This is a genomic window from Streptomyces sp. NPDC028928 (assembly GCF_055564915.1).
Genome location: NZ_JBVHVI010000001.1, coordinates 173,878 through 199,209, shown reverse-complemented (window position 1 = coordinate 199,209; position 25,332 = coordinate 173,878). Strand labels below are relative to the sequence as shown.

The following is a 25,332-nucleotide window of genomic DNA, read 5'->3' as shown; positions in this document are numbered from 1 at the left end:
GCGACCTTCGTCTTCTACACCCAACAGGACTCCGCCCCCCCACCCCCCCCCCCCGTGCAGGAGACCTGAGCTTCTACTTCCCCCGGCCCCGCGCCACCGGCGGTCTGCGCCTTCACGGGGTCCGACGGTCCCGCCCGCCCCGGGCGCCGCCGAGCCCGGGGCGGCTCCTGAACCCCGCCGCGCTCAGGCGGTCGTCACATCGATGATGGGGCTCATCGGGGTGGCCGTGGCCGGGGGTGTGCGGCGGAGGTGAAGGCGTCCCAGTCGGCGCGGCCGCCGGCGCCCAGGACACCTGGGTCGGCGGCGAGTTCGGTGTCGGAGCGGGTCATCAGTTCGCGTCGCGAGATCCGGCCGACCAGTGCGGGGAAGAGCGGGCGCAGCGGTTGGCACCAGCGCAGCCAGGGGGGTGCGTAGATCTGGTGGGCCCGGCGGACGATCCCGGTGGTGAGCCAGTCGGCGACCTGCGCGGGTGTGTGCACTCGGCGCGCGAACCACGGCTGGTGCCGGCGCAGTGCCTGCAGGACGGGATGGTCGTCGATGCCGCTGATCATGTCGGTGCCGGTCCAGTGCAGGTAGGCGATACCGACGCCGATTCCGTCGGGTGCCACCTCGCCGCGCAGTGCCTGTGCGAAGGATTCCGCCCCCGCCTTGGAGGCGCAGTACGCGCTCATCATGGGCGCGGAGCCGAACGCGGCGGTCGAGGCGATCTGGAGGAAGTAGCCACCAGTGCGGGCCAACTGCGGCAGGAAGGCCCTGGCCGTGTTGGCGGAGCCGATCAAGTTGACGTCGACGACCCGTTGCCACAGCTCGGCCGGCGTTCGGCTGAACGGCCCGCCCACCGCGATGCCCGCGTTGGCCACGACCACACTCGCGGGCCCGAGTCGTTCGGCGACCTGCTGGGCGGCACGGTCCAAGGCGGCACGGTCGGTGACGTCCGCCTCGACGCAGATGCTCGGGGACGGCAGGGACGCCGCCGCCCGGTGCAGGGTCTCCGCTTCACGGCCGAGGAGAGCGACTCGCATGCCGATGCCGGACAGGCGGCCGGCGAGCGCCTCGCCGATTCCGCGGGCCGCCCCGGTGACCACGGCGACACGTCCCCGCAGCGGGTCCTCGCACCCGTGGGCGTGTGCACCGGTGCTAGCCATGGCCGACCTCCGTCCGGGTGCGGGCGCTCCAGCGCCTTGTCTCCACGTTCGCACCACCGTCTGTCCCGCGCGCGCTGGGCATGATCGCCAGGGCCCTCCCTGAGAGGCGGGCGGCGAGGGTTGCCGCGAGGGCGGACGAGCCGGACCACTGCCGTTCCGATGCACACGGGAGGGCGATCACGGACAGGACGCACCTCATCGACATCACGGCGCGCCGCGCCGCCGAGACCCCGGCAGCAGGACTCGCCCCGGAGGAGATCGACCGGGTAAGGGAGACCCTCTTCGGGACGGTGGAACACCCCCGGACGATCGCCGAGGCGCTCAAGGCCGACGAGACGGTCGGCCTGGGCAGCTTCGGCAGCGTCCACAGCGCTGACGGCACGGCCGCGTTCCGGCCGGGCAAGGCGCTGTCCGAGTATCTCCAGGGCCGGGTCGGATGAGCCCCTGCCGCACCATGGGCCGGACGCGGGGGGACGGGCCTTCCATAGGCCGCCTGACGCCCCGTCCACCTCAGGCTGGACTATGAGGTACGCGCGCATATTCGCGGCAGCCAGACGTCCCTCGTCATGGACGGTCCGGTGCTCGTGGCGACTGTCTACGCCCCGTTCACGGGCCTCGCCTTCCGCCGCCTCGTACGGTCCTGATCGGATCGATGAAGCGTGGCAGGCCGGCGAGTCCGGCTCCCCTACGGCGGCTTCCGCTCGCGTCCACCCCCCAAGCTCCCACCGGTTCACCACACCACCCACCCGAGCGGAGAACACCCCCCCAGAGCGTGAGCACCCGGTGTGCGATCCCCCACCGCCTCCTCAGAAGACGTGGAAGAGCTGCAAGAGCATCAGCGCGACGAACTCCATTACGACCTGGGCGGTGAGACAGACCGCGACGATCCCGATTTCCACTCCCAGAACTTCCAGTTCGGCCGTGATGCGGGCCCGCGCGGGGTTCTTGGGATCGTAGGTCACCTCGACCTCTTCGCCGGGCGAGGCATAGGTCCAGCGGTATCCACGGGTCTTCTTCGAGAAGGAACCATGGCCGGCGATCCGGTAGCGGTAACTGGTGAACGCGGAGTTCTCCGACCGCTGGACATTGACGCAGTCACCCGTGATGGCCAGCCCGCGTCGCCGCAGCACCAGCTTCGCATACAGATGGATTCCACCCCAGACGGCGACGGCAAGTGGAAGGTGCAGAAGGCAGACGACCGTCCAGACGCCCCAATGCATACCCCTCCCCCTTCTACGCATCGCAGGCGGATTATTCGCAGTGGCGCGGCATGGTACCCGCTACGAGAAGACCGCCACGATCTACCTGGCCGGACTCTACATCGCAAGTATCTTCCTAGGGTCGTTGACTGCGGCGACGGACCTCATCCGGCTCGCCGTCCTGGTTCCGGGCTCCGGTGATCACTGGGCCGTGTGCCGCGCAGCCGCTTGAACGACACGCTCAGCGTGAAGGCGTTGGCATAGCCCACCTTCCTCGCGATCGTGCCCACCGTGTGGTCGGTCTTTGGCAGGAGGTCTGCGGCCAAGGCGATGCGCCAGCTCGCGAGGTAGGCCGTGGACGGTTCGCCGACCAGCGCGGTGAGACCAGCGTCAGGTCCCGCAGCCGGTCCGGTACGGGCTCTGTCCCGGCCGGTCTCGGGCGATCTCCTCGGCCACCATTTCCACCGACGGGTAGGGGCTGCCCTCGGCCGGCGCCCCAGCACGGGGGGCAGCGCCTGCAGCAGTCGTTCGCTCAGTTCCCCCCGTTGCTCGAAAGACCCGCCAAGTAGCACGGTCGCGCGCTGGCGAGCTATGCCCGGTGACGATCGGCGATGTCCACTGAGAACACGGCCAGTGGGGCCGGTTCGTCAGCCAGGGCAAGCGCGCTCGCGGCTCAGGGTCGCGGCCACGCGAGGCGTGCCTGTTCGACGGGGTGTACCTGGCCGAGGTCGACCTGGAGCCAGTGCGGCCCCGGTCACCTACACGCCGCTGACGGTGCCGGCGCTCTCTCTGCGGCGGCAGGCCGGCCGCACGGGACGCAGGACGATTGCCACTTGCGGCGGAGGGGGCCCACGAGCGTGAGATGGAAACGAGGAAGCCCGGCCAGGGAGCGTGAGTGGCCGGTCTGAACCGCCCGGGTCGCTCCGTACCGTCGTCGCTCTCGCCAACTCCGGCGCGTCCGTGCCGGACTCCCCGGCAAAGAAGCGGCCCGGGCACCGCCTACTCCTTCGGTGCGGTCACTTCGCAGTCTGAGCCCGGGAAAATCAAGCTTTCGTGCCCGCCCGAGAATCGCACCAAGTACGGGGGCGCGCCGTCCTCCCCTCGCACCTCGACGATCTCCCCACGATGATCCCTGAGCCGACGGTCCTCCCGCGCACATAGATCTCGTCCCCTACGGACGCACGCATCATCGTCCTCCACTGCACTTTGCTGCCTTGTCTGACCTTTCCTGCGTTCCCTCTGGCCAGGATCACCAAGCGAAGCTGCCCCGAACGGAGGACACCCGGAACACTGCATGATGTTCGAAGCCGCACGCGCCGGTTACAGAGGCGGCCAGTGGGGTGACGTGCTGGTCCGCGATCACGTGGTGCTTGGATCCGGGGCTGCCGCGGTCGACGGGAGAGGATCCGACATGATCCCCTTTGAGTGCACGAATGTGGGAGCCGTCAATCGCGAAGTCGTCCATCTCCAGCAGGCCCACAGGCGGGCCAGTGCCGGTTGGCAAGATCCACGGCACCCCGCAGGCTCCCGCCCCCGAGTACTGCTACGACTCCGCGCAGGAACTCGCCAGGAAGATCGACACGTACATGCGGTTTGCCAGCAGAAGGTGAAGGACGCCGACGGCAAGGAGCGGCCGACGGTGATGACCTGTGGGCTTGCAGCCGCACGGTCGCCGAGGCCAGGTCGTGCTGGTCCGGCCCGGCAGGGATGATGGTCAACTGAGGGAAACCCGGTGGCCGGTCGCCGTTTTTGGCGACCGGCATACGAGGTCCTCAAGTACTACAGGTCACCTCTCAGAACCTGGGGCTTCTCAGCTCTCTGCGGTGATTTCGATGAGCGTTGTTGGTCTGCTTGTAGGGGAGCCTCCCAGGTGGCGGTGATGTCGCGGGCGACGTCGCGTAGGAGGTCGATGAGCATGCCGACGAGGGCCTGGGCGACGTCGTAGGACTCGGTCTCGAACCGCACGGTGGGTGTGAAGCCGGCCTCGCGGGCGGCGTCGTGGAACTGTTCGCGGCCAGCGTTGGCCGGCCAGGATGGAAAACCCACGATTCGTTGCGCAGTTGTTTCAGGTGAAGTTCCGTGTCCGCGGGATGCCCGGTGGCCAGTGGGTGGTCGTCGGGGAGCACCACGACCATCGGGTCCAGCAGGAGCGGGTGGGCCCGTAGGTGCGGGGACGGCGTGAGCGGCGTGCCCCAGGATGCGACGATGGCCACGTCCAGGCGCCCTGCGCTGATCTCGTCCGCTCCACGTCCGGACACCACGTCCACGACCGAGACGTCGGCTTCCGGATGGCGGTGCGGCAGAGCCGTCAGGGCTGGTGGCAGCAGGTGCGGGGCAGCCGCCTGGAACGTACCGATCCGCAACCGTAGGGACAGATGGCCCAGCAGTGCGGCTGAAGGACAGGTCGTAGTCGTAGTCCTTCATGCAGCCCCAGCAGCAGGTTTCCTGCTCACACATCAGCGACGGAACATCAGCAGCAGCCCGCGCCAGGTCGTGCCCGGACGGTGTTGGTCTCGGGATCGTAGCCGTACGGGTTCTCGGTGCCGGTCTCATGGGCATCGCACCTCTCCTCGTCCACGCGCGCTGGTGGGCTGAGTGTGCCGGGAACGCGCGGGGCGTGACAGTGGCGACAGGTGGAAGCCCACTGCTCCGGGGCCCGATGAACCTGTGAGGTCTGTGAGGCTCACACGCGTCGCCTCCGCGTCGGCGGTCGACACGTTCCTCGCCTCCGGCCATGACGACTCCGGCTTGGTGGACCTGAAGGAGATCCGGAGCAGGCAGCCACACCCTGCCAGGAGGTCGGCGCCTGTGGTGGCGGATCAGATAGCCGGTGTAATGACTCCGATTTTCCGGTTTCACCCTCTTGAGTGGATTAAGTAACTAGCGGCAATAATTTTGACGATTTCTGCTTCGCTAGGCAGACCTGCACATCGGAGGTCATGTCATGCGATACCGCAACATCGCGTTGTACGCACCCGCCGCCGCTGCCCTGCTGGCTCTGGCCATGCCGACGGGAACCGCTCAGGCAGCCACTGGCACCTTCTTCTACCACGAGCAGCCCGGAGACCTTGAACGCTCCCTGACCAACCCCGCGGACAACACGTGCTTCAACCTCGGAAACGGCGGAGGCCCAATTTCCAACCAGACCAACCGCGTAGCCAACGTCTACTTCCAGAGCAACTGCAGTGGCGGGATCTTCGGATTCTTCAACCCCGGCGACAACGGCACTCTGCCCGAGTACCACAGCGTGAGGTTCACAGAGTTCCCCCCGTGACTGCCGCTCAGCTTGTTTTTGGTCTGACCTCGCACGATGTCCCGAAAGTGATCGCTCGTTCGAGGATTCCGGGGACGTGAACACGGCCTCCGTCTGATCCTGTGCTCCGCCCAAAGAGGCACTTGACCAGTAGGAAGGCCGTGGGGGGATGAGTCTGCTGCATCACGATGCCGGCGGGAAGCGTTCGCGGTGACGTCACACTTCCGGGACGACTTCTTCGACTGCCTGAACGTGCGTGGGGACACGCTGTTCGAGCTGACCGACGCGTTGCTGTGCGCGGACGGTCCGGTGACCACGCCGGTGGACCTCACGCTGACAGCCGAGCACCGTCGCGGACACGGCGCGATGTACGCGGCGCTGAACCACGGGAACGTGGATGTGCCGGGGCTGCGGCAGATCTTGGCCGGGCTGCCGCAACCTGAGGCCGCCGAAGGGCGCCTGGTCCTGGCGGTGGCCTTGGTGGACGTCACCCACTGGCTCCGGCCGGACGCTCCGCGCAGCGCGGACCGATTGTTCTGCCCCGTCTACGGCCGCAGCGGACGCTCGTCGGACCAGTTCGTGCCCGGCTGGCCATACTCGTTCGTCGCCGCGCTGGAGTCGGGCCGGACCTCGTGCAGCCCTCGCGGACCTCGGCCTTCGCCGCTTGGACAACGACGTACGCGACCCCAGGATCGTCACCGGCTTCCAGCCGGCCGCGCCCACGAGCTCACGGTCGGTCAGGGGGACGCCGGCCGGGTTCTCGCCACCGCACGTGCACCCGGTCGAGTACGGCGTCACCCACCTCAGGATCGGCGAACCTCACCAAGCTCTGCTCCGACTCAGCCCCGCGCCACCCGCCTCCTGCGCGCCCCGCTTGTACTGACGACCCTCGAAGTCAACCACTGGCGGTTCTGAGGACCCGCGCCGTCCGAACGCTGAAAGTCACTCGGGGAAGGTGAGGGAACGGAGGTGAGCGTCCAGCACGCGGATCAACTCACCAACTCGTCCTCCGCCACTTGGCGCCGCGGGGAAGCGTTTGAGTACGTCAACTACGATGGGCGTGGCACGGTGCACCGTCTGCTCAAGGTGCCTGGCGCCAACGCTCCGATCGTCGCCGGCGAGGAGTTCCGCTGCTCTGGCTGCGTAGGCGCCGGCTCCGAGAATGTGCTTGACCTGGGTGGCCTTGGCCAATGGATGCAGGTAGGCGGCACCTGCCGCGGACATCGCTGCCCATGCTGCCTCGCGCGCAGCCGCAGTGTTCGTGCCCTTGGCTGCCTTGAGGGCCGCCGACGCCGTGTCGCGCAGAGATTTTCCGCGTTCGCCGCCCCGGGCGAACTCCCACGCGGCATTGACAGCATCTCGAGGCCGCGAGTCGCCCGGCTGATCGACCTCGAATATCTTGAGCACCACTTCTGCACACGTCGCGGCGAACGCAGTGACCGCACGAAGGTCCTGCTTGCTCAGAACGATCTCGCTCACTTCCGCTGTCATCGTTTCATCTTGCATGACTAGTGCTCTGACCGGGAAGGTTCGCCGGGTTGGCGGGTCATTCCTTCTCAGAGGCAGCTGCGAGGTGGCGGCGGCAGAGGTCGGCAGCCGTGAGGTGGGGTGTGTGCAGCGCATCGCTGTAGAGCCGCATCTCACGAGCTGCTCGGTCGAGGTGCTGCCAGAAGGTCAGCGGCAGGTCGAGGTCGTCACCGAGATCGACGAGACAGTCGAAGGCCAGTCCCAGCTCGTTGTGCTCCAGGAACTCACGCGTCGCTGAGAGGTCGATGTTCGCCAGGCCCGTCAGGTGGGCCCGAGCGGCGTCGAGGTGGTTACGGGTGCAGTTCCAGCTGGCCTGAACTGCCTCACGATCAAGGGTCATGGCGTCAGTGTCGCCGGTGCTGTTCGTATGGTCACGCGGCTTTCGCCGGTCGCCCGCCCCAGCGGATGCCCTTCTCACTACGGATGCGGGCGCGCTCGCGCCGTTGGGCGGCCAGCACGTCGGGATGGCGGGCGTTCTGGTTCCGCCAGCGCAGATAGCCGTGCAGGGCGCGCGTTTGGGCGGTGTGGTTGCGGTGGTTGGAGTTGGCGACGGTGAACTGCCGCAGCGGTCCGAAGTGGGCCTCGATCGGATTGGCCCAGGAAGCGTAGGTCGGGGTGAAGCACAGCTTGACCTTGCTCTTTTTCGCCCAGCGGCGGATGTCGGGGCCTTTGTGGGCGGACAGGTTGTCCAGGATCACGTAGATCGGGGCGCCGTCGGGCCGGGCGGCACGAATCGACTTCAGCGCAGCCAGGGTGTTCGCAGCACCCTTCTTACGACGGTTGACGCCCCACAGGGTGTCGTCGCCGATCGAATAACAGCCGTGGAAGTAGCGCACTCCGTGGGCGCGGTGGTAGGTCGCGGGATGCCGTTCGGGCCGACCGTGTTCGGCCCAGCACGACCCGGCGGTGGGCCGGATACCGAGCGGCCCGAACTCGTCGAACGCGAATACGCGGTCCGGGAAACGCTCCAGCACCTGCTCGATGTGGTCGAGCTTGGCGTCGCGCTCGGGGTCGGGCGACTCCTTCCACGTCTTGGTCCGCTGGAAGGTGACGCCGCGGCGGGCGAGCAAACACCGTAACGCCTCGCGGCCGATGCGGATGAAGTGGCCGTGCACTCTCCGCAGGTAGGCGGCGAGTTTGCGGATGGACCAGCGGGTGAAGGGCTGGCCGACCTTGGTGGGGCGGGTGGTGGCCGTCTGGATGACGAAGTCCTCGTCGTCAGGCTTGAGCAGGCGGGGACGGCCTCCCGCCCACTGAGGGTCCAGGCAGGCCAGGCCAATCTCGTTGAACCGGTGGATCACGTCGCGCACGGTGCCCTCGTCGGCCTGTACCAGCTGGGCAATCACCGGCACCCGGTTCCCGCCGGCCGACGCCAGCAGCATCATCGCCCGCCGGTAACGCACCGAGTCGGTGCTGCCCCGGCGCACGATGTGCTGCAGCTTCTGCCCTCCTGGTCGGTCAGTCTGCGCACACGGACAGGCTCGGCCACCGCGCCTCCAGCGGTCGGATCAGACGTAACCACACATCCAACCGCCACGACCACCAACCCCGCGAACCTATGCGGTCAGAGCACTAGCTGAGCCTTTGGGACCCGGGGCGACTCGGGGCCATCCATGCCGACGGGCTCCCAAGCAGCCGGGATCGTAGAAGGCCGCCCGGCCGCAGCGAGCAGGAACCGGCCAGCCGGACCACTCCGTCAGACTGCCGCCCGCAGCGTTAGACCCTGGTGGCGCCCGGAGACCAGGTCGGAGATCCCCAGGACGCCACCGCCATCCCGGCGCCGACGCCCTGTGTATGGGTCATCGGCCGCACGCAGACCAACGGTCCCGACGACTACAAGTTCGTCAACGTGATCCGAGACGACTACACGGTCACCTTCGTCAACGGACTCAGTGCCGTCGACTTTTTCCGCCCCGGTGCGGAGTTGCTGCGCGTGCATTCCCCGCACGCCACGGACCTCTCCGTCCTGGCCCGTATTGCCGGTCTCGGCCTCGTCCCCGGCCGCCCCTTCATGGACAGCGACTTCACTCCGGAGCGACTCGGGGAGATCCAGGCGGGCGTCGATAAGGCCCAACAGCAGATGCTCGCCACCCGCACCTCGTTGGGACGGCAGGCCAACGGCTGGGCGGTCGTCACGGAAAACATCGGGCTCTACGGCGACAACTACTTCCAGCGCGCTGTCGTCAGCATGGTCGGGTTGGGCGCCAACCAGGTGATGCCCCCGGTCTCCGCCTTCTGGTCGGTCACCATGTACGACACGGCCGGATTCCAGGCACCCAACGAGCTGAACCGCTTCGCGTTCGGCGACCGCGATCGGCTGAGCTACGACGGCTACGGCTCCCTCGACATCCTCATCAGCCACGCCCATCCCAGCCCCGAACGCGAAGCCAACTGGCTTCCCGCCCCTACGGGCCCGCTGGGCGTCACTCTGCGCCTGTACGCCCCCCGCCCGGAGGTCCTCAGCGGGCGCTGGGTACCGCCCGCTGTACGCAGGACCTGACGCACCGCCGGACGCTCCGGCCGGGGCCCGGGCCGGCGGAGATCACTGATGTAGCCGTGACCAAGTTCGCACCGTACCGCGGAAACCGCGCCGTCGCGGCAGGGGCGATCATGCTTCTTGGCGGCCTCCTCATCAGCGGATACGGCACGATCCGCTACCGCTCGGTAGGCCGTCAGCTCGTCCTCGGGCTCTACGCACCGGCCCGGCTCGGCCAGATCACCGCCAGCGCGGCTGGGTACCGGAGTGCTCAGCATCGGCTCCGGCAGCGTCCACGTCACACGGGAGCCCTTCCACCAGCCGCTGTCCTACCTCCTGCCACCGGCCCTCGCGTCAGCTGGCTGGCGGTGTAATCGATCCACAGCAGCGTCGACTCGACTCCGGCCCGCCAAAGGTCGTCAGTGAGGACCTGTCCATGGAGCAGGAGCCGGTCGGCGAGGGAGTCAAGGGCTGGGGTGCGGTGCCCATGCCGGGCCGGGCGTGAGCTAACTCGTCCAGCTGTGCGCTACGTCGATCACGATCCGGTCGTTCAACTGCGTCACGCGGAACGGCAGCCGGGCGCGTGTACCGAGACCGACCTGCGTCTGTCCCTCGAAGGTGCCGCCGAACCGGGTGTCCCGGAAGGTGCGGTACCCGCTGATGTTCACGCTGGGCAGGGCCTCGCCCACCTCTCCGGGGTAGGTCGCCACGCCGGCCTCCAGGTCGTAGCTCCACGCGCCGACGCGGATGTCGAGGATCGCCCCGCCGGCAACTGGTATGTACTGGCCCGAGGGGTCCGCGTAGAACCGGTCCACGTACTGGACGTGGTAGCCGATCCGGTCGCCGCCGCCGGGCACGTCGAACACGATGCGGTCGTAGCATTCGTGCTGTCCGGTCCTGATGTCCTCCAGGTGATCGGCCCCCATGGTGACACCACCCTTGGCGCCGCTGCCCCAGCCTGTCGGGCAGGCCGCCGCCGCGCGTGGTCCCTCCGCCGGGGCCGCGCCCGCGGTGCTCGACGCCGTCCCCAGCGTGGCGCCCGCGAGCATGATCACCGCCACTGCCGCTCTGACACGTCGCATCCTGTCCCCCTTGGTCGCGTAACTCTGGTGTTGAGTGAGACGGCCTACCGCACCGGAAGGTTGTACGCCAGGTCGGGCAAATAGGGAATCTTGCCGTCCGTGAGATCACTTCGAGGACGCCCGGTTCGATGTGTGCCAAGACTCCCGGCATGAGCACCGGGGCCGACGGCACGCGCGGCCGGGCGGAGCGCGAGGAGTAGGAGCGCATGGACTGGCTGCTCGGCGCCGCGGCCCGGGCGCGGTGTACGCCCCGGACGGCGACGCGGTCGTCCAGACCGAGTTCGCCGCCGAGGTCGAGGTCGAGGCCGCCGCCGCACGAGAGGCCGAGTTGTGCGAAGCCGTGCGGATCGAAGCTGGCCGAGCTGCAGCGCCTGGTCCTGGCCGCGTTCGTACGGCGCTGGGACGCGGCGGGGGAACGTCTGCCTGAGCGGCCCGCTGGGACTACGAGCGCTTCGCCCTGCGTGTACCGGATGCGCTGCTCTCGCCCTACCGGCCGCAGCTCATCGGCTCGGATCGGGAACCGCAGGGGAGGGGAGCCGGGGGGAGGTGGGGGAGCGGAGGTGCCCAGTTCTCCCTACAGGTAACCAGTCTCGCCGTTGGCTGCGAACCGTGTCAGGGATTGCTCCAGCAGCTCCAGAAAGTGCCGCAGGTCATCAGCCACCCGGTTGAGCTCGGGCTTGTCCAGCGACGCCGTCCGTGTCCGGTAGATCACCCCACGAGGGCCGGCGACATAGGACAGGCCGCCGCCGTTGGAGCCGATGACCAGGCCACTGGGTTTCTGGTCCGCGCCGACATCGAGGCCGGATCATGGCATGACCCACGGACTCCACGGAGTGACCAGCGAGCTTGTACGCCATCGCCGGTCTCGTCCCTGTCGGCGGGTGCCTGCACGTCAAGGTGCCGGCACTGGTTACGCAGGCTCCGAAGGCACGTACCTCGATGCAGCGTTCGTTACTCCCAGCACCCGCCGTGGACCGGTGCGCCAGGTTCCCGACGGACATCGCATGTTCAAGATCCACTTTTGATACGCACCCTAGGTGCGATCCTGCGGTGTATGAACCATTTCGGCGATGCGCACGTGCGTACCTGGACGCTGCGCTTCATGGCCCTCCTCGCAGCCGACACCCAGGATCAGCTTGCCTGGCTGGGGGAGCGGGAGCTGGAGACGGAGGCCGTCGTTGAAGAGGGGGAGCTCCTCTGCCGCGTCTGCGAAGGACTCGCGGAGCGCGGAGTCTTCGAACCCAAGAATCTGCGTGATCTTCAGGCCATCGGCCGTCGCCTCGGCAAGATCGATGCCGCCAGCCGCGCCGGCCTCTGGGTAAACGCCCTGGCCACAGATCCGGCGTGGGACGAGATACGTCCTCTGGCCCGCCAGTTTCTCCTGACGACGCTGGGCGACTGGCGTCAACCCCTCCCACGCCCCGTGCGCCCGCCCGCGGGTGACCACTGAGCACGTCCAGGCGGCCTGTGCGGCTGTATGCCGCGCGTCTGAAGGAGCTGGGTGCGGCGCTCGCCGATGTCGGCGGGGGCGACACTTCGCGGAGCGTTCTGGCCGACCCGGAGGGCGACGAGTTTTGCGTCCTCGGCCCGGCCTGACACGGAGCCCCGCCCGCCTGCCCGACTGCTCGCCCACGCTCACGCCACAGAGCGTGTGGATGACGGCATCCGCCGCCGCCGAAGTCGTCGGCCGCCTGGGCTACGCCTGCGCTGGGACCGGTGCACTGCGTCGACAAGACCCGGCGGGGCCTGCTTGCTGGTCGCCCGACGAGGATCTGGTGGCACCGTCGACCCCCACAAGGACGCGCGGATCGCTCCGATAGCATGTTCGAACTTCGATGGTTGCCCACATCGATTTTCATCTGTCGAACCCACTTGAACAAAACGGCTAAACGATTGAAATCCACAGCATCGCGGGTTTTCTCGCAAGAAAATGTCAGAACTGTCTTGGCCGCATGGCGTCAACAGCGAGCGATGGTGTGGGTCGCAGTGGGTGTGGCGGCCCTTGGATTCCTGGTCGTGCTGGAGGTCGCCGCGCGCCGATACGGTCAACCGGGGCCGATTTCCAGCCAGGTGAGAGAGCTGATATGCGCCCCCAAACCGGGGCCGCTGTACGGCGGTTTGGCGCTGATGATGGTGGTGCTCACCTGGCGGCAACGGTTCATCGCGGCTGGGGTCGCGATCGGGATCGATGTCGGCTTCCTGCTGGTGCGGTGGGCGGTCGACGTCAGGGTGACCGACGACCGTTTCTTCGGCAATGGGGCGTTGTGGGTGATGTTGGGATACGCGGTCGTCGCTGTCACGCGCCGCACCGGCCCGGAACGCGTCTTGCTGCTGAAGGGCGTCGGACTGGGCCTGCTGCTGGTGACCGGTCGTAAGATCGGTGACACCTGGCTGTTCCTGACGTCGAAGACCCGCCCGACGGTGCTCGACCAGTATGTGGCAACCGCCGATCACGCGCTGGGCAATCCGTCGTGGCTGGTAGGCCGGATCGTCAGGGCAACCGACCCGATCGGCACCCATCTTCTCCACTTGGTCTACGCGCAGCTTGCGGTGGCCGCGGTGGTCGTCACGCTGTACCAGTTGCGTGACGTGGCGGTCGAACGCCGCTTTCCGCGCCACCACCTGGTGCGCACCTTCCTGCTGATCGGCTTCCTCGGACCGGCCATCTACATGATCTTCCCGGTGGTCGGACCGGTCTTTGCCTACGGCCCGGGCGCCTCCGGCACCGGCGGCGTGCAGTGGGCGGTGGCCAACCTGTGGCCGGACACGCCGCCGTCGATCACCACGCCGCACCTGATGTCGTACGACGGGATCACCCCGCGCAACTGCATGCCCAGCCTGCACACAGCGTGGGCTACCGCGATATTCATACACTCCCGCAAGGGCTCACGGCTTTTGCGATACGCAGGTACGTTCTGGCTGATTGCCACGCTCTGCGCCACGCTGGGCTTCGGCTACCACTACGGCGCGGATCTCGTCGCCGGCGTAGTGTTCGCGCTCACCATAGAGGCAGCGCTGCGCTCGTTCGACCGTGGCTGGGACCGGCAAGGAATCCAGTTGGTCATCTATGGCGTTACGGTCTTTGCCGCGCTCTTGGTGTCGTACCGCTATCTGCCGATGGAGTTGGCCAGACACCAAGGGATTTCCGGGCCACTTCTCCTTCTGGCGATGACCTCTGTGGTCTACGGCTACGTACGGATCACCAAGCTATGGGAAGCGACGGCCGCACCCACACGACAGCCGGAACCGCAACCCGAACCCGTCTGAGCGTGTTGTCTCAGACGTCGTCGGCCAACCGCGCAGGCAGGTCAGGTAGCTCAGAGGGGGCACCCCGCTCGCCGCAGCGGACCCGGGCCCGAGTACATCCAGTACGAGTTCGGGGGCCCGGCACTCCGCCAGACTCCGACCGGGCCCCCCAGAGCGCCGCCAGGACCTGAGAGCTGTCCCGTAAAAGATGGTCAGGGGTCGGTAGGGGGCGCTCCGGGAGGAGCCGCTCCGGCGCTCCACAGCTTCTCGTCCGATTCGAGGACGAGGCTTCCGCCGTGGTCAACAGCCTTCGAGGACGCCGTCCGGAACCGATGTCGCATGGCCTGGGACGCCCCGTCCGCTGACAGCCCCGTGAAGGTGACTGCGCTCAGGCGAGTTCCTTCCGCATCAACGTGCACATCGTTTCGTACCGCCGCAACGATCCATCAGCGGCTTGCTCGTCCCACGAGTCCGGCTGGCGGTCATACGCGACATATCCCAGTCGTCCGTATAGCGCCCGTGCCCGGGGATTGCTTTCCTCCACAGCCAACTCGGCCTGCCGCAGACCGCGGTTCCTTATCCGCAGTTCTGCGGCTTCGACAAGGAACGTACCGATCCCACACGACTGCAATGCGGGGTGGACTGCCAGCTGCCGCAAAGTGCCGACGCCCTCCTTGACCTGGTAGTCGACGCCGCCCTTCGCTACAGGGATGTTCGTTGGAGGGCATACCGCAAGGTAGTCGACCTCCCCGATCCGGGCACGTTCCAACTGCTTGGCGACGCCGGCCAGGTGATGGTCAGACCCTGCCCACCCGAGCGACGCCAGGTCCGCATGCACCAAGGCACGGGCTGACAGCTTCAACACCACGTTGGTCATCTTCAGCACCTCCGGCGGAGCCAGCATCCACGCCGATCACACGGGACGCAAAGCCGTTTTCGCTTCCGGACCGGGAGTTCGGCCTCGCCGCGCTCACGAACGTCTGGGATGACCAGGCCGGTGCCGCTAGTTTTCGACTGCTCAGCGATCGTGTGGTCACGGGTGGGCACCGGGGTGCCGTCCACGATCAGTTCGGTGTCCTTGCCGAACCGCCTGCGTAGAAGGAGTGCGATCGACGGGCCGAGGTGGTCAATGATGCGGCCGGCTGCGGACTTCGAGATGCCGCACAGCGGAGGTTGGTGCGCCATAGGACATCTCCGACCGACGCCGTGATCACAGCAGCCGCAGCGAGGCCGTCTCAAAGATCGACGCTGTGAAACGATGATCGGCATGGCAGGTCAGGTCTGGGTGTCACTCATATCGTTGGGCGGCGTCGTCCTCGGCGGCGTGTTGTCCTACCTCGTCCAGCACAAGACTCAGCAATCAGCGGAACGTGCCGAACAGCAACGGCAGCGGATCGCATTGTCGGAGACCCGCCGCGCGGAACGGCTGGCGCTGCTGGAGCGGTTCATCGAGGTATCGGCAGAGGCGGAACGATGCGCCTACACCCGGCCGTCCGAGTGGGAGGACACCGATGACTGGTACCTCACGACCCGGGACGTCATGTACCGGTTGTGGGTCGCGGATCGGCTCCTCCGCATCCAGTTTCCCCTTCCCGTCCATGACGCGGCACACGCGCACTTCCTTGACCTCAACCGGACCGTTTGGCACGGCTTGCCCGACGGTGAGAGCGTGCGGGACTACCTGGAGGGCAACCGGTCGGCGTTTCTCGACGCAGCCCGCGAGGTCATGGGATAGCTCACCCACCGACTCCCGAGGTCTTTTGCGGCACAGCTCTCAGGTCGACGAGCGCGACGGGTGCCGGACAGGGGGAGGGCCGCCCGGGAGGGGGGCCTGTTGATCGTGGGTGCTGACTGTGGAAGAGCCTGGGCCGCCCCATGGTGCACGGCGGAGCAGCTCGCGCCCTGGCGCAGAACCACGTGGACTCGCTGGAGAGCCTGGTCGCGTACGCGGGCTTCGAGGTGAGCGGGCTCAGTGACGTCGGGCCTTGGTTGTTTCTCCTGCAGGCGGCGGGGCCGGGGTAGCTACGGGGCGTCGACCCGCCCTGCACGATGAGTGGGTCATGACGACTTCACCCCATGCACCTCGCCTGTACCGTTCCGGCTGGATATCGGAGGCGGCGGTACGGGAAACAGCTGCCCGCGCCGATGCCCGCCCGGTCTTGGTCGTCCTGCTGCTCGCCGGGGCATGTCCTGGATCCCGTCGGACCAGTGCCGTCTCAGGGCAGCTGACGCTTGTTGTCACGGGGCAGGCGCTCGGAGCCTGGCGGTCCACCGCGACACGGGAGCCGCGTATGAGCGGTTGGTCACAGGTTGGCTCCGGTACCGCCCAGCTCCTGCCGCGGCTCATCGTCGGCCGTATCCACGGCCCGCTGTTCCTCACCGACCGTAAAACCCCGCCAGCACGTCGACCCTGGACACCTGCCCCGTGACAGGCCGCGCACGGCTGCCCCTACCGGCGGGCGGAAGAAGTCTTCGAGAAGAGCACCCGGCTGCTGACCAATCCCTCGCGGCCCCCGCCAACTTCGACGACCTGGAGGGGTGGACACTCCACCGGCTCCGCCGCAGTGCACTGACACACCATGCGGAAGACGGCACCTCAACGCCGATGTTGTTGGCCCACTCCCGCCATGCCTCCGTGCGATCCCTGGAGAGGCACGCCCGGCCCGGCGTCGACGCGATCACGAAACCGCGCTGGAGTACTAGTCGGAGTCGAACTGTTCTTCCCACAGGGCGAAGCTCTCCGGCTGAAGCCCGTAAGCGCTGTACTCCTTCAGCGCAGCGTCGATTCGTGGCGGCAGGGACGCCATCGGCCCGAGGTCGCAGACCACACGCCACCCCGTGTCGCGCGCCCGTCGTTCGGCGGGAGTCAACGCGTCCGGTCGCAGGCGGACCTGGAGAAGGTGTCGGCCAGTGCTGACGCCGCGGGGTCTGAAATCGTGCAACGCGATCTCGTCGACGTGCCGCCATTCGAAGCGGGAGGAATACCGGTGCCGCCACTGACACTCCAGGGTGTCGCGGTTCAGGCGCAGGTCGACGACGTAGGGTTCTCGGGTGTCTCGGCCCGTGGGATGTGAAAGTGGATGCCGCCGTAGTTGTCCCGGAACTGGACGACGATGTCGGCGTTGCCGTTGAAGACGTTGTGAAAACCGCCTCGGGAATCGCCTCCGGCCGGCCCCCGCTCAGTCATCGGCCCCCCGTGGGTCGCTTGCGCTCCGATGGTGACATGGTAGCTACGGAGGGCCATCGCGGCTCGGCTTTGAGCATGCGAGGGAATCCTGGGCAATCATCCACGCACCGGGGGAAGTTGGGGCGTGCGTTCTTGATCGGGGAACCGGCCGGTAAAACTCATTCGGCCATCAATGGAAGTTCATCGGGCCATGGAAGTCCCGGCCCATGACGACGTTGCGCTGCGTGCCGCCTTCGATCGTGTTATGGACGTCGCCCTCGCCGGCATGCCGCACCCACGCGTCCTCGGCCGCTCGCCCCTGCGACCGCCACCAGGCCCCGAGGCCCGCCCGAAAGGCGGCGTCGTGCCTGGCCCTCAACTCCAGTGCGAGCGCGAGCGCACGGGCGTCGGCAGCGGCTCGCTCTTGCCCGACGTTCTGTTCCAAGGCGTCGACTTCGGCCACGCCCGGTGGCAGTTGAGCCGCGCCACCGCCCGGCTCCGTGCCCGACGCTGTGTCACGCCTCACCAGATCCCGCAGAGCCGTCCACGCCTGGGCTCCCGCAGCCCCCGCCGTACCGCTGGCCAGCGCCATGAGCAGTTCGGCCGCCATCACTTCCACGAGCACCTCCGGTCTCCGCACACGCTCCACGGTCCAGCGAGCGTAGAACAGAAGGGCGTCCTGAGGCCGTTGCGGGAATGACCGAGGACACGCTCACCGGAGGTACGGGGCCGCTCAGAGCGTGTCCTATGGGGTGAGGCGGATGAGTCGCTTGTAGCTTGCGCCGCAACTTGTCCAACGGCGCGGACCTTCCCTTGTAACGGCCAGGCGCCTGCCATGATCGTCATCATGGGGATACACATCGCACCGGCCGCGGTGGCCGACTTCCACCAGGTCCTGACTGATCACTCCCGTTACTGGGGCGAACGCGACCTTCGGTCGCTGCACCTTCTGGCCCTGGTGCAGGAGTTCGGTTCCACCTGCTTGGTTGCCCACGCCGAGGACGGAATCCGCGGGTACGTCTTCGGGTTCGTCACCCCAGACGGAACCGGGTACGTGCATCTGATCGCCACGCGGGATGATGCCCGTGGCACCGGTCTCGGGCGTCGTCTGTACACGGCGTTCGCTGAAGCAGCGGAACGTCACGGTGCACGGAAGTTGAAGGCGATCACATCAGTCGAGAACACCGGCTCGATCGCCTTCCACCGCAGCCTCGGCTTCGACACGAAGATCGTCGACGACTACAACGGCCCCGGCCGGGCTATGGCCGTCTTCCACCGAGATCTGCCGCTCGACGTCTCGCGGCCCCGACCCACCAACCATCACCGGTAAGTGCTGGAGCCGTTGTTGCCGAGGGGCAAGAAGCCCGGCCGCCCGCTGACGTGGTCCCGGCGACAGTTCCTCGACGGCATACGGTTCCGGGTCCGCACCGGTGTCCCTGGCGGGACATGCCCACCGAGTGCGGACCCTGGAGCCGGGTCTACGACCTGACCTGTTCCGTCGATGGCAGCGGGACGGCACCTGGCATCGGATCTTCACCGCGTTGCAGGTCCGAGGAGATGCCAAGGAGCTGATGACCTGGGGCCTCAACGTGGACTCCACGGACGTGCGCGCCTACCAGCACGCCGCCGGTGCGCGTCAAAAAGGGGAGTTGCAACACGCATCGGGGTGCTCCGACTGGGTGCGGTAGGCCCCGCGTGCGCCCGCGACGGGTGCGGGCGGACAAGGCGTAGGCGGCCCGCAAGAACCGCGCCTACCCTCAGCGTCGCGGTGTCCGCTGCAACATTCCGGACAAGGCCGACCAGGTCCGCAGCCGCAAGAAGCGCGGGTCGCGGTCCGCTACGGGGCTACCGTCCTCGTTGCCGCCGTCAACGCGTGGTTGTGACGTACTGGTCCGACGACAACGCGAACACTCGTACTGGTCGGTTGCCGTTGGGATTGACGGTCTCACGGACCGGATGCATCCCCAGTTTGGTCATGATTCGTTCGGAGGCGTCGTTGCCCACTTGAGCGATGCTGACGATCCGCTCCAGCCCTCGTTCTTCGAACCCGAACCGTACAGCGGCCGCAGCAGCCTCGGTGGCCAAGCCCTGTCCCCAGTGGGAACGTCCCAGCCGCCAGCCGACCTCAACCGCCGGCAGTACCTCCGGCAAGTAGTTGGGCACCGAAAGGCCGGTGAACCCGGCCAGCTCGCCCGTGGCCCGGATCTCCACGGCGAACAGGCCGAAGCCCTGCGACTCCCACTCGCTCTCCCATGCCTGGATCCGGCCGCGAGTCTGCTGTTCGTCAAGGACGCTGCCGTCACGGATCCACCGCATGACCTCGGGGTCGGCATTGACGGCAGCCATGGGCGCAACGTCTTCCTCGCGCCAGCGACGCAGGATCAAACGGGGAGTGTCAAGCGGGACCATCCAATCATTCTGGATCACCACTGGGCTCTCCGCCATCCTCACCAGGCACTTTCGGTAAATGCCCTGACGAACTCGTGCACGGTAGGCGGTGAGGCGTCGGCTTCCTGATCGTTGATCACGGTCGTGTGGTGGGGAACGCATCTCGTGCAGCGATCATCAGGGACCGGGGGATCACGAGCCTGTCGGCTGACGTGATCGCTGAACTCGTCGCAGGCTTCGGCCGGTTGTGGCATGAAAGGCACAAGGCGAAGCTTGCGTCCAGACCGCGGAAGCGCGCCCTGGGCGCCGACGCGAAGCACCGGCTGGTTTTTGTCGACCGGCTCCTGGCCCCCCTCGTGCATCTGCGACACGGGCCCGCGCACGCACGACGTGCCGGCCTGCTGGTCTGACGTGGACCGCTCCACCATCACCCACCCCATCCCGAGGTACGACCGCTGCTCGCCGAGCGAGGACGCACGGTGAGCTCCGGCGTGCGGCTGCGGTCTCTGACCGAGGTCGTCGACCATCTCGGTGTGAGCGGGAAGACCGGGATCATCGACGGCACCGAGATCCGGGTCCGGTGGCCGGTTGCCAGCCGCCGGCAGCCGGCAGCCGGACGCAAGGACCGGGACAAGTTCATCTCAGGCAAGAGCAAGCAGAACGCTCCTCGCCGCCTCCGCCGCCCGTGACGGGTTCGTCCGGTCGTCCCAGCGGCTCGGCCGTCGGCGGAGTCGCCGGGCTGACGATGGTCGGGCTGACGATGGTCGGGCTGGGCATGAAGGTCGAGGTCACCGGCCAGAAGGTCTGACGGCCTCGCGATCGGCCGGGCGAGGGAGCCGTCTCGCTCCTTCGGCTTACGACGGAAGGCCGACTCGGGCATCGGGTGATCCGCTGATTCCAGCGCCGGGGCACCGGACGAGTGCCGCGGGCGCGGAAGGAGGAGCACCGATGCTTTTGCTGAGTTCCAGACCCAAAAGCCCCGCTGCACGCCGTTGGCGAGCGCGGTTTCTTCAGGTGGGCACGTTGTTGGTGGCCGGACTGACGGCCCTTCCGGCTCCAGCTGCCCAGGCGGCCCGCCCTGACTCCCCGCCGGGAACAGCGTCCCGCCCCACGGTGAGCACCGCCGCTGCCCAGGACCGGCTGAGCGATCCGGTGGTCACGCCCCTGGGTTCGTTCGGCGGCATTCGCTATGTGCAGTACGACGGTGTGTTCGAGGGCAGGACGTCGACCGGGCGGTTCCGCGTGCCGTACCGGATCAGCGCCCCTGCCGATCCGCACCGCAGCAACGGCACCGCTCTCGTGGAGCCGTCCCACTTCGTGACGGGCCTCGGCACACTCAATGTCTACCTGGGCAGGGATTTCCTGTTCCGCCGGGGCTTCGTGCACGCCGGCATCGGCTGGAGCACCCTCCGTAACCGCATCCTCGACCCGTCCGTGCCCGGCACCTTCATCGAGGGCGGAGTCGAGGAGGACGGTGCGAGGGTCGACGACGAGATCATCACGGACTTCGCCCGCGCACTGTCCTCCCGCTCCTCCGGAGCGCGTCCTCTGGTCGGCAAGCTGTCCCGCCGGTACGGCACGGGCTTCTCCGACAGCTCGTACCCGCTCCTGCGCCTTGTCCATTCTCGCGACGCCACAGGCGCTTTCGACCTGGTGCTGCCCATCACCACGGAGGGCTTCGACCCCCAGGCCGACATCGCCGCCGGCCGCTACAAGGGGAAGGTGCTCATCGTGAACTCGGAATTCGACAACCCCTCGAATCTGACCGACCGGGGCAAGGTGACCAAGCGGTACCGGTTCTACGTCGTCGCGGGAAGCCCGCACGTCCCGGATCCGTTGGACGCGCCGCTGAACGTGCCCTTCCCGGTGCACGGGACAACACCGGCGACCTTCGTGCCCCAGCTGCGCGCACACTTCCTGCAGGGCCACAACTGGGTACGCAAGGGGTCAGCGCCGCCGAAGAGCACGCAACTGCGCACCACGAACGGCAGCGTCGTCCGCGACGCCAACGGCAACGCGATCACCGAGGACCGCACCGGCCGGCGCGTGCCCCGGCTGCCGTTCCTGGAACTCGGCGAGGCCCGCTTCGTCACCGGGTTCACCGGCAGCTATGACAACGTGCGCACCGTGCGGCAACTGGGCTTCAGCAGCCACCAGGCCTATGCCAGGGCCTTCGCCGACAAACTCCGGGACTACAAGAAGGCCGGCTTCATCCTGCCGGAGGACGCCGACGACATGAGGCGCCGTGCCAGGCTGTGCCCGCCCTCCACGTTCACGGAAACCTACCGCGACCACTACACCGAATTCGTCGAGATCCGCCCCTGCGCGGCCTGAGTGCAGGGCACTTGGCCGTGACAGGACGAGGCCGGCGTCCGGCACGGAAAGCCTGACCTTCGCCTGGCCGGTACCCGGCAACAAGGCAGACGCCCATGTGCGGCGCGAGCCGGACCTGCCGGCCGTGGCGGCGGGCACGACGGTGGCGGCGGGCACGACGGTGATCGAGGACGGCGCCCACCCGGCACTGGGCTGATTGCCCCGCACCGCGGAAGAACCGGACGTCAGCCTCCTGGGTGGCCAGGAGGAGACAACGCCGAACACCGGTACTCGCTTGCTGTGGTGCCGAGGATGCGCTGGAAACGCAGACAGGCGCAGGTTCGCGCCGGCGCCGAGGCCCGACGGCGGCGGCGATCTGTCCGACGCTGCGCTGGGAGCGTTCGAGCCGTTCGCGGGGGCAGGTCGATGCGGGCGCGCATCATCCACTGCCTCGGCGTGTAGCCGTCCCCTCGACGAAGCGTTGGGAGAAAGGTGCGTGGCGAGGCCCTCGGCCTGCCGTGACAGTGTGGCGAGGGTGAGGGGCCTGCTGAGCCGGTGCATGGTCCACTCGCGGGTGGCGGTGAAGCGTTCGCCGGGGACGCCGACGCCGGCGAAGGTGAGCAGCCCCAGTCCGGTCACGGCGGTCACATGTCACCATGATGGCCCTGCCCTTCCAGCACGCCTGGCTGGGAACCCCCGACGAGCGAACGTTGCCGCCCGCGTCTACGGCAGCCGCAGGCCAGTTCCGTGAGCGATTTGTCGTCCGGCCGGACCACTCCCTCACTGTCGGGCGCCCCCGGTTCCGCGCACGCCGACGAGATCGTGGTGGCCGTGAGGTCGCTGCCAGTCCGGCGCACGTGCTGGTCGGTGGCACAGCAGCCTTAAGCGCTGACACGGGGGCCGCCGTCGAGGAGGCATTGCCTGCCATTGCACTCATCCTGTGCTTCGGACTATGGCTACTGCTCGGTACCTACACTCGCGGTCCCGTCGCTCCCCTGAAGGCCCTCGCTGTCGGACTGGTCAGCCTCGGCGCCGGCTGGGGGTCCTCGTGACCGTCTTCCAGGACGGTGTGCTGGTGAACCAGCTCGGCGGGTTTACCGTCACAGGCAGCCTGGGCAGCGCTCTTCAGGCAGACTGATGACCTCAGCCGCCCTCGCCGTAGCGTGCTGACGGTGAGGCGACCACCGGCGCACGCTCAGGACTCGTTGCCTACACCGCCGAAGCGTCGTTCACCGGGCATGAAACTCTTCGGCAAGGCAATTACGGCGGCCGGCCTCGCGACGGCGGTTCTCGGGACCGCTTGGTCGTCACAGTGCCCGCCCACGCCGGGGGCATCGGCGGTGCCCTGAGCCCCTCGTTCGGCGCCCCGTCACAGAGTGGGTCAGTGCGAAGGCCGTGGTCGTGAATTTGGTGTATCAGAGCGTCCAGCGGGACGCGTTCGCGGAAGCGTCACACTTCCGGTCGGAACCGTACGCGTGTCTGACCGCGCGGGGCGACGCGTTGTTCGAGTCATGCGACGCGCTGCTGTGCGCGGGCGGCCCGGTGCGGACGCTGGTCGATCTCGCGCTCGCGCCCGAACACGCCGTGGGCGCGGAGCTCTGTACTGCGGACTCAACCAGGCCCGGATCGACGTCGCCCGGCTGCGTCGTGCTCTGGTCGGGGTGCCGTTGCCGAGGGCGGCGGACGGTCGGCTTGTGCTGGCGGTGGATGTCTCGCCGTGGCTGCGACCGAACGCCAATACATGCTGACCGGGCCCTTTGGCACACCTTCGGCCGGGTGAGGGTAAGCATCAGATGGCGCCGTACTCGGTGGTGGCCGCGCTGGAGACCGGCCGCACGTCCTGGACGGCGGTGCTGGACGCGGCCCGTCTGGAGCCCGGCGCCGACGTCGCCGCGGGGACCACGGTGCAGATCCGTGAGGTCGTCGAGCGGCTGGTCGCCGCCGGCCTGTGGCGGCCGGATGACTCGGAGGTCCTGGTCGTGCCGGCCACGGGCTACGATGCCCCGCGCATCATCCATCTACTGGATGACCTGCCCGTCGAAGTCCTCGGCCGACTCCGTTCAGACCGGGTGATGCGGCGTCCTACACCCTCCTGCGAAGAGTTCCACCTGGCCAACCCCAAGGGTGGCCGGCCACCCAAGCACGGCGGCGAGTTCGTCTCGGCGCCCATGGCACGTGGGGCATCGAGCAAGCCATGACGGTCACTGACACCAGGCTCTACGGGGAAGGCAACCGCCCGGGGGTGGGACCGGCTGCACCCTCGGCTGACCCGCCGGGCCGCATGGCTTAACCACGGCGGGCCGCTGCCCATGATCGAGGGCACCGTGATCCGCCTGGTCATGGAGAAGCTGCCGTCCGGCCGGGTGAACAAGCCGGTCTCGCTGTGGTGGTCGCGCACCAGCGCCACCGAAGCGGACATCGACTGCTGCTGTGCGGTCCTTCCTCCGCCGCTTCGACATCGAGCCCACATTCCGCCTGTCCAAACAGACTCTCGGCTGGACCAGACCCGGCTCCGCAGCTCGGCAGCGGCTGACCGGTGGACCTCGCTCGTGATCGCCGCCGATGCCCAGCTCCGGCTTGCCCGCCTGCTGGCCACCAACCTCGGCAGGCCCTGGGAGAAGTTGGCTGATCCGCACAAACTGACACCCGCCCGCGTCCGCATAGGGTTCAGAAGCCTGCACGCGAACACCGGCTCTCCGGCCGGTGCACCGAAGCCGTCCCGTCGCCTTGCGACCGGTGAGGCGTTCAGCCGCCCTACCCATCACAGCGTCGGGAGGAAGCCACGGCGCACCAATCAACAGCTCAGGGCTTAACAGTTGTCCAGGTAGGCGGTGTGGATCCACACACCGGTGGTACCGCCCCACAGATCGCCCATGACCCAGTTGCCCTGATGGCCGCGGTAGTTGAGATTCTGTCCCCGATTCACTTGCCCCAGCACAGGATACTCGGGGCCCGGACCTCCCCTGTAGTTGACGCCGTTGTCATTGACCGTGCATACGGGCGCGAGGGAACTGCGCACGTGGGGCGTTCCGACACTGCTTGGACGCATGTCGGCAGCCGATGCGGTGACGGTGGATACGGAAGTCAGACCGATGAGAGTTGCTGTGGCAATGACGGCGGCGCGGTGAATCACATTGGTCCCTTTGCTCTAGGAAGTCCGGCACCTGGGACTCTGTCCAGCAATCGCATCAGCCAAAGACGCCATCACCCCTATGGGCGGCACACTTTCCAGCCAATCCGCGCAGCTGCTACGGCGGTCCAGGTAGGCGGTGAGGTGTCGTGGGCCTCGAGCACGCCCGCGCCGCAACGGCCGCGATCTGGGTCCGGGTCGCCGCTGTGGTCGACGTCGCCCTGCCGGCCGTCGACGTCGCCGAGACCGTTCGTGATGAACGGTCGCGGCCGGTCCACCGCCGGCACTTGCTCGCTGAAGCCCGCCGTCACCTCGCTCTCGTCCCGCGCGGCCGCCGCCGCGAGCCGGGCCTGGACGAGGCGGTCGTGGGCGCCGCCCTCGCCCGGCCTCTGCCTGGACATCAGCGA

The 25,332-nt window shown here is 67.9% G+C and carries 25 protein-coding genes and 8 pseudogenes; 15 read left to right on the top strand and 18 right to left on the bottom strand.

Annotated elements, in window-relative coordinates; genetic code table 11:
• Positions 1 to 212: 212 nt before the first annotated feature.
• On the bottom strand, positions 213 to 1,145 hold the full coding sequence (locus tag ACZ4U1_RS01005; protein WP_467897924.1) for an SDR family oxidoreductase: 933 nt from the start codon (positions 1,143 to 1,145) through the stop codon (positions 213 to 215).
• Between the two features lie 17 nt (positions 1,146 to 1,162).
• Here ACZ4U1_RS01005 and ACZ4U1_RS01000 point away from each other — a divergent pair, with 17 nt between their 5' ends.
• Positions 1,163 to 1,585 carry an HU family DNA-binding protein gene (locus tag ACZ4U1_RS01000; protein ID WP_467897922.1) on the top strand — a complete coding sequence of 141 codons (423 nt, stop codon included), beginning with the start codon at positions 1,163 to 1,165 and terminating at the stop codon, positions 1,583 to 1,585.
• 366 nt (positions 1,586 to 1,951) lie between these two features.
• Here ACZ4U1_RS01000 and ACZ4U1_RS00995 read toward each other — a convergent pair whose 3' ends face one another.
• From ACZ4U1_RS00995 to ACZ4U1_RS00970, 6 genes and pseudogenes are all read right to left on the bottom strand, one after another.
• The gene (locus tag ACZ4U1_RS00995) at positions 1,952 to 2,365 is read right to left on the bottom strand and encodes a DUF3592 domain-containing protein (protein WP_467897920.1); all 414 of its coding nucleotides are present in this window, start codon (positions 2,363 to 2,365) and stop codon (positions 1,952 to 1,954) included.
• A gap of 143 nt (positions 2,366 to 2,508) precedes the next feature.
• Positions 2,509 to 2,847 carry a helix-turn-helix domain-containing protein gene (locus tag ACZ4U1_RS00990; protein WP_467900021.1) on the bottom strand — a complete coding sequence of 113 codons (339 nt, stop codon included), beginning with the start codon at positions 2,845 to 2,847 and terminating at the stop codon, positions 2,509 to 2,511.
• Between the two features lie 496 nt (positions 2,848 to 3,343).
• Positions 3,344 to 3,640 (bottom strand): DUF1918 domain-containing protein, encoded by a 297-nt coding sequence (locus tag ACZ4U1_RS00985; protein WP_467897917.1) that lies wholly within the window; start codon positions 3,638 to 3,640, stop codon positions 3,344 to 3,346.
• Positions 3,641 to 3,659: 19 nt separating this feature from the next.
• Positions 3,660 to 3,821: pseudogene (locus ACZ4U1_RS00980) on the bottom strand (IS5/IS1182 family transposase); the annotation flags it as partial.
• Positions 3,822 to 4,123: 302 nt separating this feature from the next.
• Positions 4,124 to 4,390, bottom strand: coding sequence for a hypothetical protein (locus tag ACZ4U1_RS00975; RefSeq protein WP_467900111.1), 267 nt, complete (start codon positions 4,388 to 4,390; stop codon positions 4,124 to 4,126).
• Positions 4,391 to 4,434: 44 nt separating this feature from the next.
• Positions 4,435 to 4,707, bottom strand: a pseudogene (locus ACZ4U1_RS00970) (LysR substrate-binding domain-containing protein); the annotation flags it as partial.
• Positions 4,708 to 5,288: 581 nt separating this feature from the next.
• Between ACZ4U1_RS00970 and ACZ4U1_RS00965 the strand changes: the two are divergent.
• Together ACZ4U1_RS00965 and ACZ4U1_RS00960 are read left to right on the top strand one after the other, a co-directional pair.
• Positions 5,289 to 5,618, top strand: a complete 330-nt coding sequence (locus ACZ4U1_RS00965; RefSeq protein WP_467897915.1) for a hypothetical protein — start codon at positions 5,289 to 5,291, stop codon at positions 5,616 to 5,618.
• Positions 5,619 to 5,807: 189 nt separating this feature from the next.
• Positions 5,808 to 6,230 (top strand): annotated as a pseudogene (locus ACZ4U1_RS00960) (transposase); the annotation flags it as partial.
• 309 nt (positions 6,231 to 6,539) lie between these two features.
• Here the strand turns inward: ACZ4U1_RS00960 and ACZ4U1_RS00955 are convergent.
• From ACZ4U1_RS00955 to ACZ4U1_RS00945, 3 genes and pseudogenes are all read right to left on the bottom strand, one after another.
• Positions 6,540 to 7,088, bottom strand: coding sequence for a putative immunity protein (locus ACZ4U1_RS00955; RefSeq protein ID WP_467897912.1), 549 nt, complete (start codon positions 7,086 to 7,088; stop codon positions 6,540 to 6,542).
• A gap of 55 nt (positions 7,089 to 7,143) precedes the next feature.
• Positions 7,144 to 7,464: a MafI family immunity protein gene (locus tag ACZ4U1_RS00950; RefSeq protein WP_467897909.1), complete on the bottom strand. Its 321-nt coding sequence runs from the start codon at positions 7,462 to 7,464 to the stop codon at positions 7,144 to 7,146.
• Positions 7,465 to 7,495: 31 nt separating this feature from the next.
• Positions 7,496 to 8,613 (bottom strand): annotated as a pseudogene (locus ACZ4U1_RS00945) (IS630 family transposase).
• 237 nt (positions 8,614 to 8,850) lie between these two features.
• Between ACZ4U1_RS00945 and ACZ4U1_RS00940 the strand changes: the two are divergent.
• Positions 8,851 to 9,624 carry a DUF1214 domain-containing protein gene (locus tag ACZ4U1_RS00940; RefSeq protein ID WP_467897907.1) on the top strand — a complete coding sequence of 258 codons (774 nt, stop codon included), beginning with the start codon at positions 8,851 to 8,853 and terminating at the stop codon, positions 9,622 to 9,624.
• 482 nt (positions 9,625 to 10,106) lie between these two features.
• Here the strand turns inward: ACZ4U1_RS00940 and ACZ4U1_RS00935 are convergent, their stop codons facing one another.
• Positions 10,107 to 10,682, bottom strand: coding sequence for an AMIN-like domain-containing (lipo)protein (locus tag ACZ4U1_RS00935; protein WP_467897904.1), 576 nt, complete (start codon positions 10,680 to 10,682; stop codon positions 10,107 to 10,109).
• Positions 10,683 to 11,736: 1,054 nt separating this feature from the next.
• Between ACZ4U1_RS00935 and ACZ4U1_RS00930 the strand changes: the two genes are divergently transcribed.
• From ACZ4U1_RS00930 to ACZ4U1_RS00920, 3 genes and pseudogenes are all read left to right on the top strand, one after another.
• Positions 11,737 to 12,132 (top strand): hypothetical protein, encoded by a 396-nt coding sequence (locus ACZ4U1_RS00930; RefSeq protein ID WP_467897903.1) that lies wholly within the window; start codon positions 11,737 to 11,739, stop codon positions 12,130 to 12,132.
• A gap of 32 nt (positions 12,133 to 12,164) precedes the next feature.
• Positions 12,165 to 12,272 (top strand): annotated as a pseudogene (locus tag ACZ4U1_RS00925) (VOC family protein); the annotation flags it as partial.
• A gap of 381 nt (positions 12,273 to 12,653) precedes the next feature.
• Positions 12,654 to 13,949 (top strand): phosphatase PAP2 family protein, encoded by a 1,296-nt coding sequence (locus ACZ4U1_RS00920; RefSeq protein ID WP_467900019.1) that lies wholly within the window; start codon positions 12,654 to 12,656, stop codon positions 13,947 to 13,949.
• Between the two features lie 367 nt (positions 13,950 to 14,316).
• Here ACZ4U1_RS00920 and ACZ4U1_RS00915 read toward each other — a convergent pair whose 3' ends face one another.
• Together ACZ4U1_RS00915 and ACZ4U1_RS00910 are read right to left on the bottom strand one after the other, a co-directional pair.
• Entirely contained in the window at positions 14,317 to 14,805 is a 489-nt protein-coding gene (locus tag ACZ4U1_RS00915) for a GNAT family N-acetyltransferase (RefSeq protein ID WP_467897901.1), read from the bottom strand.
• Positions 14,806 to 14,876: 71 nt separating this feature from the next.
• A pseudogene (locus tag ACZ4U1_RS00910) lies at positions 14,877 to 15,113 on the bottom strand (hypothetical protein); the annotation flags it as partial.
• Positions 15,114 to 15,186: 73 nt separating this feature from the next.
• On the opposite strand from ACZ4U1_RS00910, the gene ACZ4U1_RS00905 reads away from it, so the two are divergent.
• Entirely contained in the window at positions 15,187 to 15,663 is a 477-nt protein-coding gene (locus ACZ4U1_RS00905; protein ID WP_467897899.1) for a hypothetical protein, read from the top strand.
• Positions 15,664 to 16,947: 1,284 nt separating this feature from the next.
• Here the strand turns inward: ACZ4U1_RS00905 and ACZ4U1_RS00900 are convergent.
• Both ACZ4U1_RS00900 and ACZ4U1_RS00895 read right to left on the bottom strand, forming a co-directional pair.
• Complete coding sequence (locus ACZ4U1_RS00900) at positions 16,948 to 17,115, bottom strand: hypothetical protein (protein ID WP_467897896.1); 168 nt, start codon at positions 17,113 to 17,115, stop codon at positions 16,948 to 16,950.
• Between the two features lie 169 nt (positions 17,116 to 17,284).
• Positions 17,285 to 17,719, bottom strand: a complete 435-nt coding sequence (locus tag ACZ4U1_RS00895; protein WP_467897894.1) for a hypothetical protein — start codon at positions 17,717 to 17,719, stop codon at positions 17,285 to 17,287.
• Positions 17,720 to 17,929: 210 nt separating this feature from the next.
• On the opposite strand from ACZ4U1_RS00895, the gene ACZ4U1_RS00890 reads away from it, so the two are divergent.
• Both ACZ4U1_RS00890 and ACZ4U1_RS00885 read left to right on the top strand, forming a co-directional pair.
• Positions 17,930 to 18,424, top strand: a complete 495-nt coding sequence (locus ACZ4U1_RS00890; protein WP_467897891.1) for a GNAT family N-acetyltransferase — start codon at positions 17,930 to 17,932, stop codon at positions 18,422 to 18,424.
• A gap of 127 nt (positions 18,425 to 18,551) precedes the next feature.
• Positions 18,552 to 18,782, top strand: a complete 231-nt coding sequence (locus tag ACZ4U1_RS00885; RefSeq protein WP_467897888.1) for a hypothetical protein — start codon at positions 18,552 to 18,554, stop codon at positions 18,780 to 18,782.
• A gap of 178 nt (positions 18,783 to 18,960) precedes the next feature.
• Here ACZ4U1_RS00885 and ACZ4U1_RS00880 read toward each other — a convergent pair whose 3' ends face one another.
• Positions 18,961 to 19,503: a GNAT family N-acetyltransferase gene (locus ACZ4U1_RS00880; RefSeq protein WP_467900016.1), complete on the bottom strand. Its 543-nt coding sequence runs from the start codon at positions 19,501 to 19,503 to the stop codon at positions 18,961 to 18,963.
• A gap of 458 nt (positions 19,504 to 19,961) precedes the next feature.
• On the opposite strand from ACZ4U1_RS00880, the gene ACZ4U1_RS00875 reads away from it, so the two are divergent.
• From ACZ4U1_RS00875 to ACZ4U1_RS00865, 3 genes are all read left to right on the top strand, one after another.
• Positions 19,962 to 20,171: a hypothetical protein gene (locus ACZ4U1_RS00875; protein ID WP_467897885.1), complete on the top strand. Its 210-nt coding sequence runs from the start codon at positions 19,962 to 19,964 to the stop codon at positions 20,169 to 20,171.
• Complete coding sequence (locus tag ACZ4U1_RS00870) at positions 20,168 to 20,290, top strand: hypothetical protein (protein WP_467897882.1); 123 nt, start codon at positions 20,168 to 20,170, stop codon at positions 20,288 to 20,290. Before ACZ4U1_RS00875 ends, ACZ4U1_RS00870 begins: the two co-directional genes overlap by 4 nt.
• Positions 20,291 to 20,595: 305 nt before the next feature.
• Complete coding sequence (locus ACZ4U1_RS00865; RefSeq protein ID WP_467897880.1) at positions 20,596 to 21,816, top strand: alpha/beta hydrolase domain-containing protein; 1,221 nt, start codon at positions 20,596 to 20,598, stop codon at positions 21,814 to 21,816.
• A gap of 224 nt (positions 21,817 to 22,040) precedes the next feature.
• Here the strand turns inward: ACZ4U1_RS00865 and ACZ4U1_RS00860 are convergent.
• Positions 22,041 to 22,389 (bottom strand): annotated as a pseudogene (locus ACZ4U1_RS00860) (helix-turn-helix domain-containing protein); the annotation flags it as partial.
• A gap of 917 nt (positions 22,390 to 23,306) precedes the next feature.
• Here ACZ4U1_RS00860 and ACZ4U1_RS00855 point away from each other — a divergent pair.
• Positions 23,307 to 23,993 (top strand): annotated as a pseudogene (locus ACZ4U1_RS00855) (transposase).
• A gap of 111 nt (positions 23,994 to 24,104) precedes the next feature.
• Complete coding sequence (locus ACZ4U1_RS00850; protein WP_467897879.1) at positions 24,105 to 24,608, top strand: hypothetical protein; 504 nt, start codon at positions 24,105 to 24,107, stop codon at positions 24,606 to 24,608.
• A gap of 397 nt (positions 24,609 to 25,005) precedes the next feature.
• On the opposite strand, the gene ACZ4U1_RS00845 is transcribed toward ACZ4U1_RS00850, so the two are convergent.
• Complete coding sequence (locus ACZ4U1_RS00845) at positions 25,006 to 25,326, bottom strand: hypothetical protein (RefSeq protein WP_467897877.1); 321 nt, start codon at positions 25,324 to 25,326, stop codon at positions 25,006 to 25,008.
• Between the last annotated feature and the right edge of the window lie 6 nt (positions 25,327 to 25,332).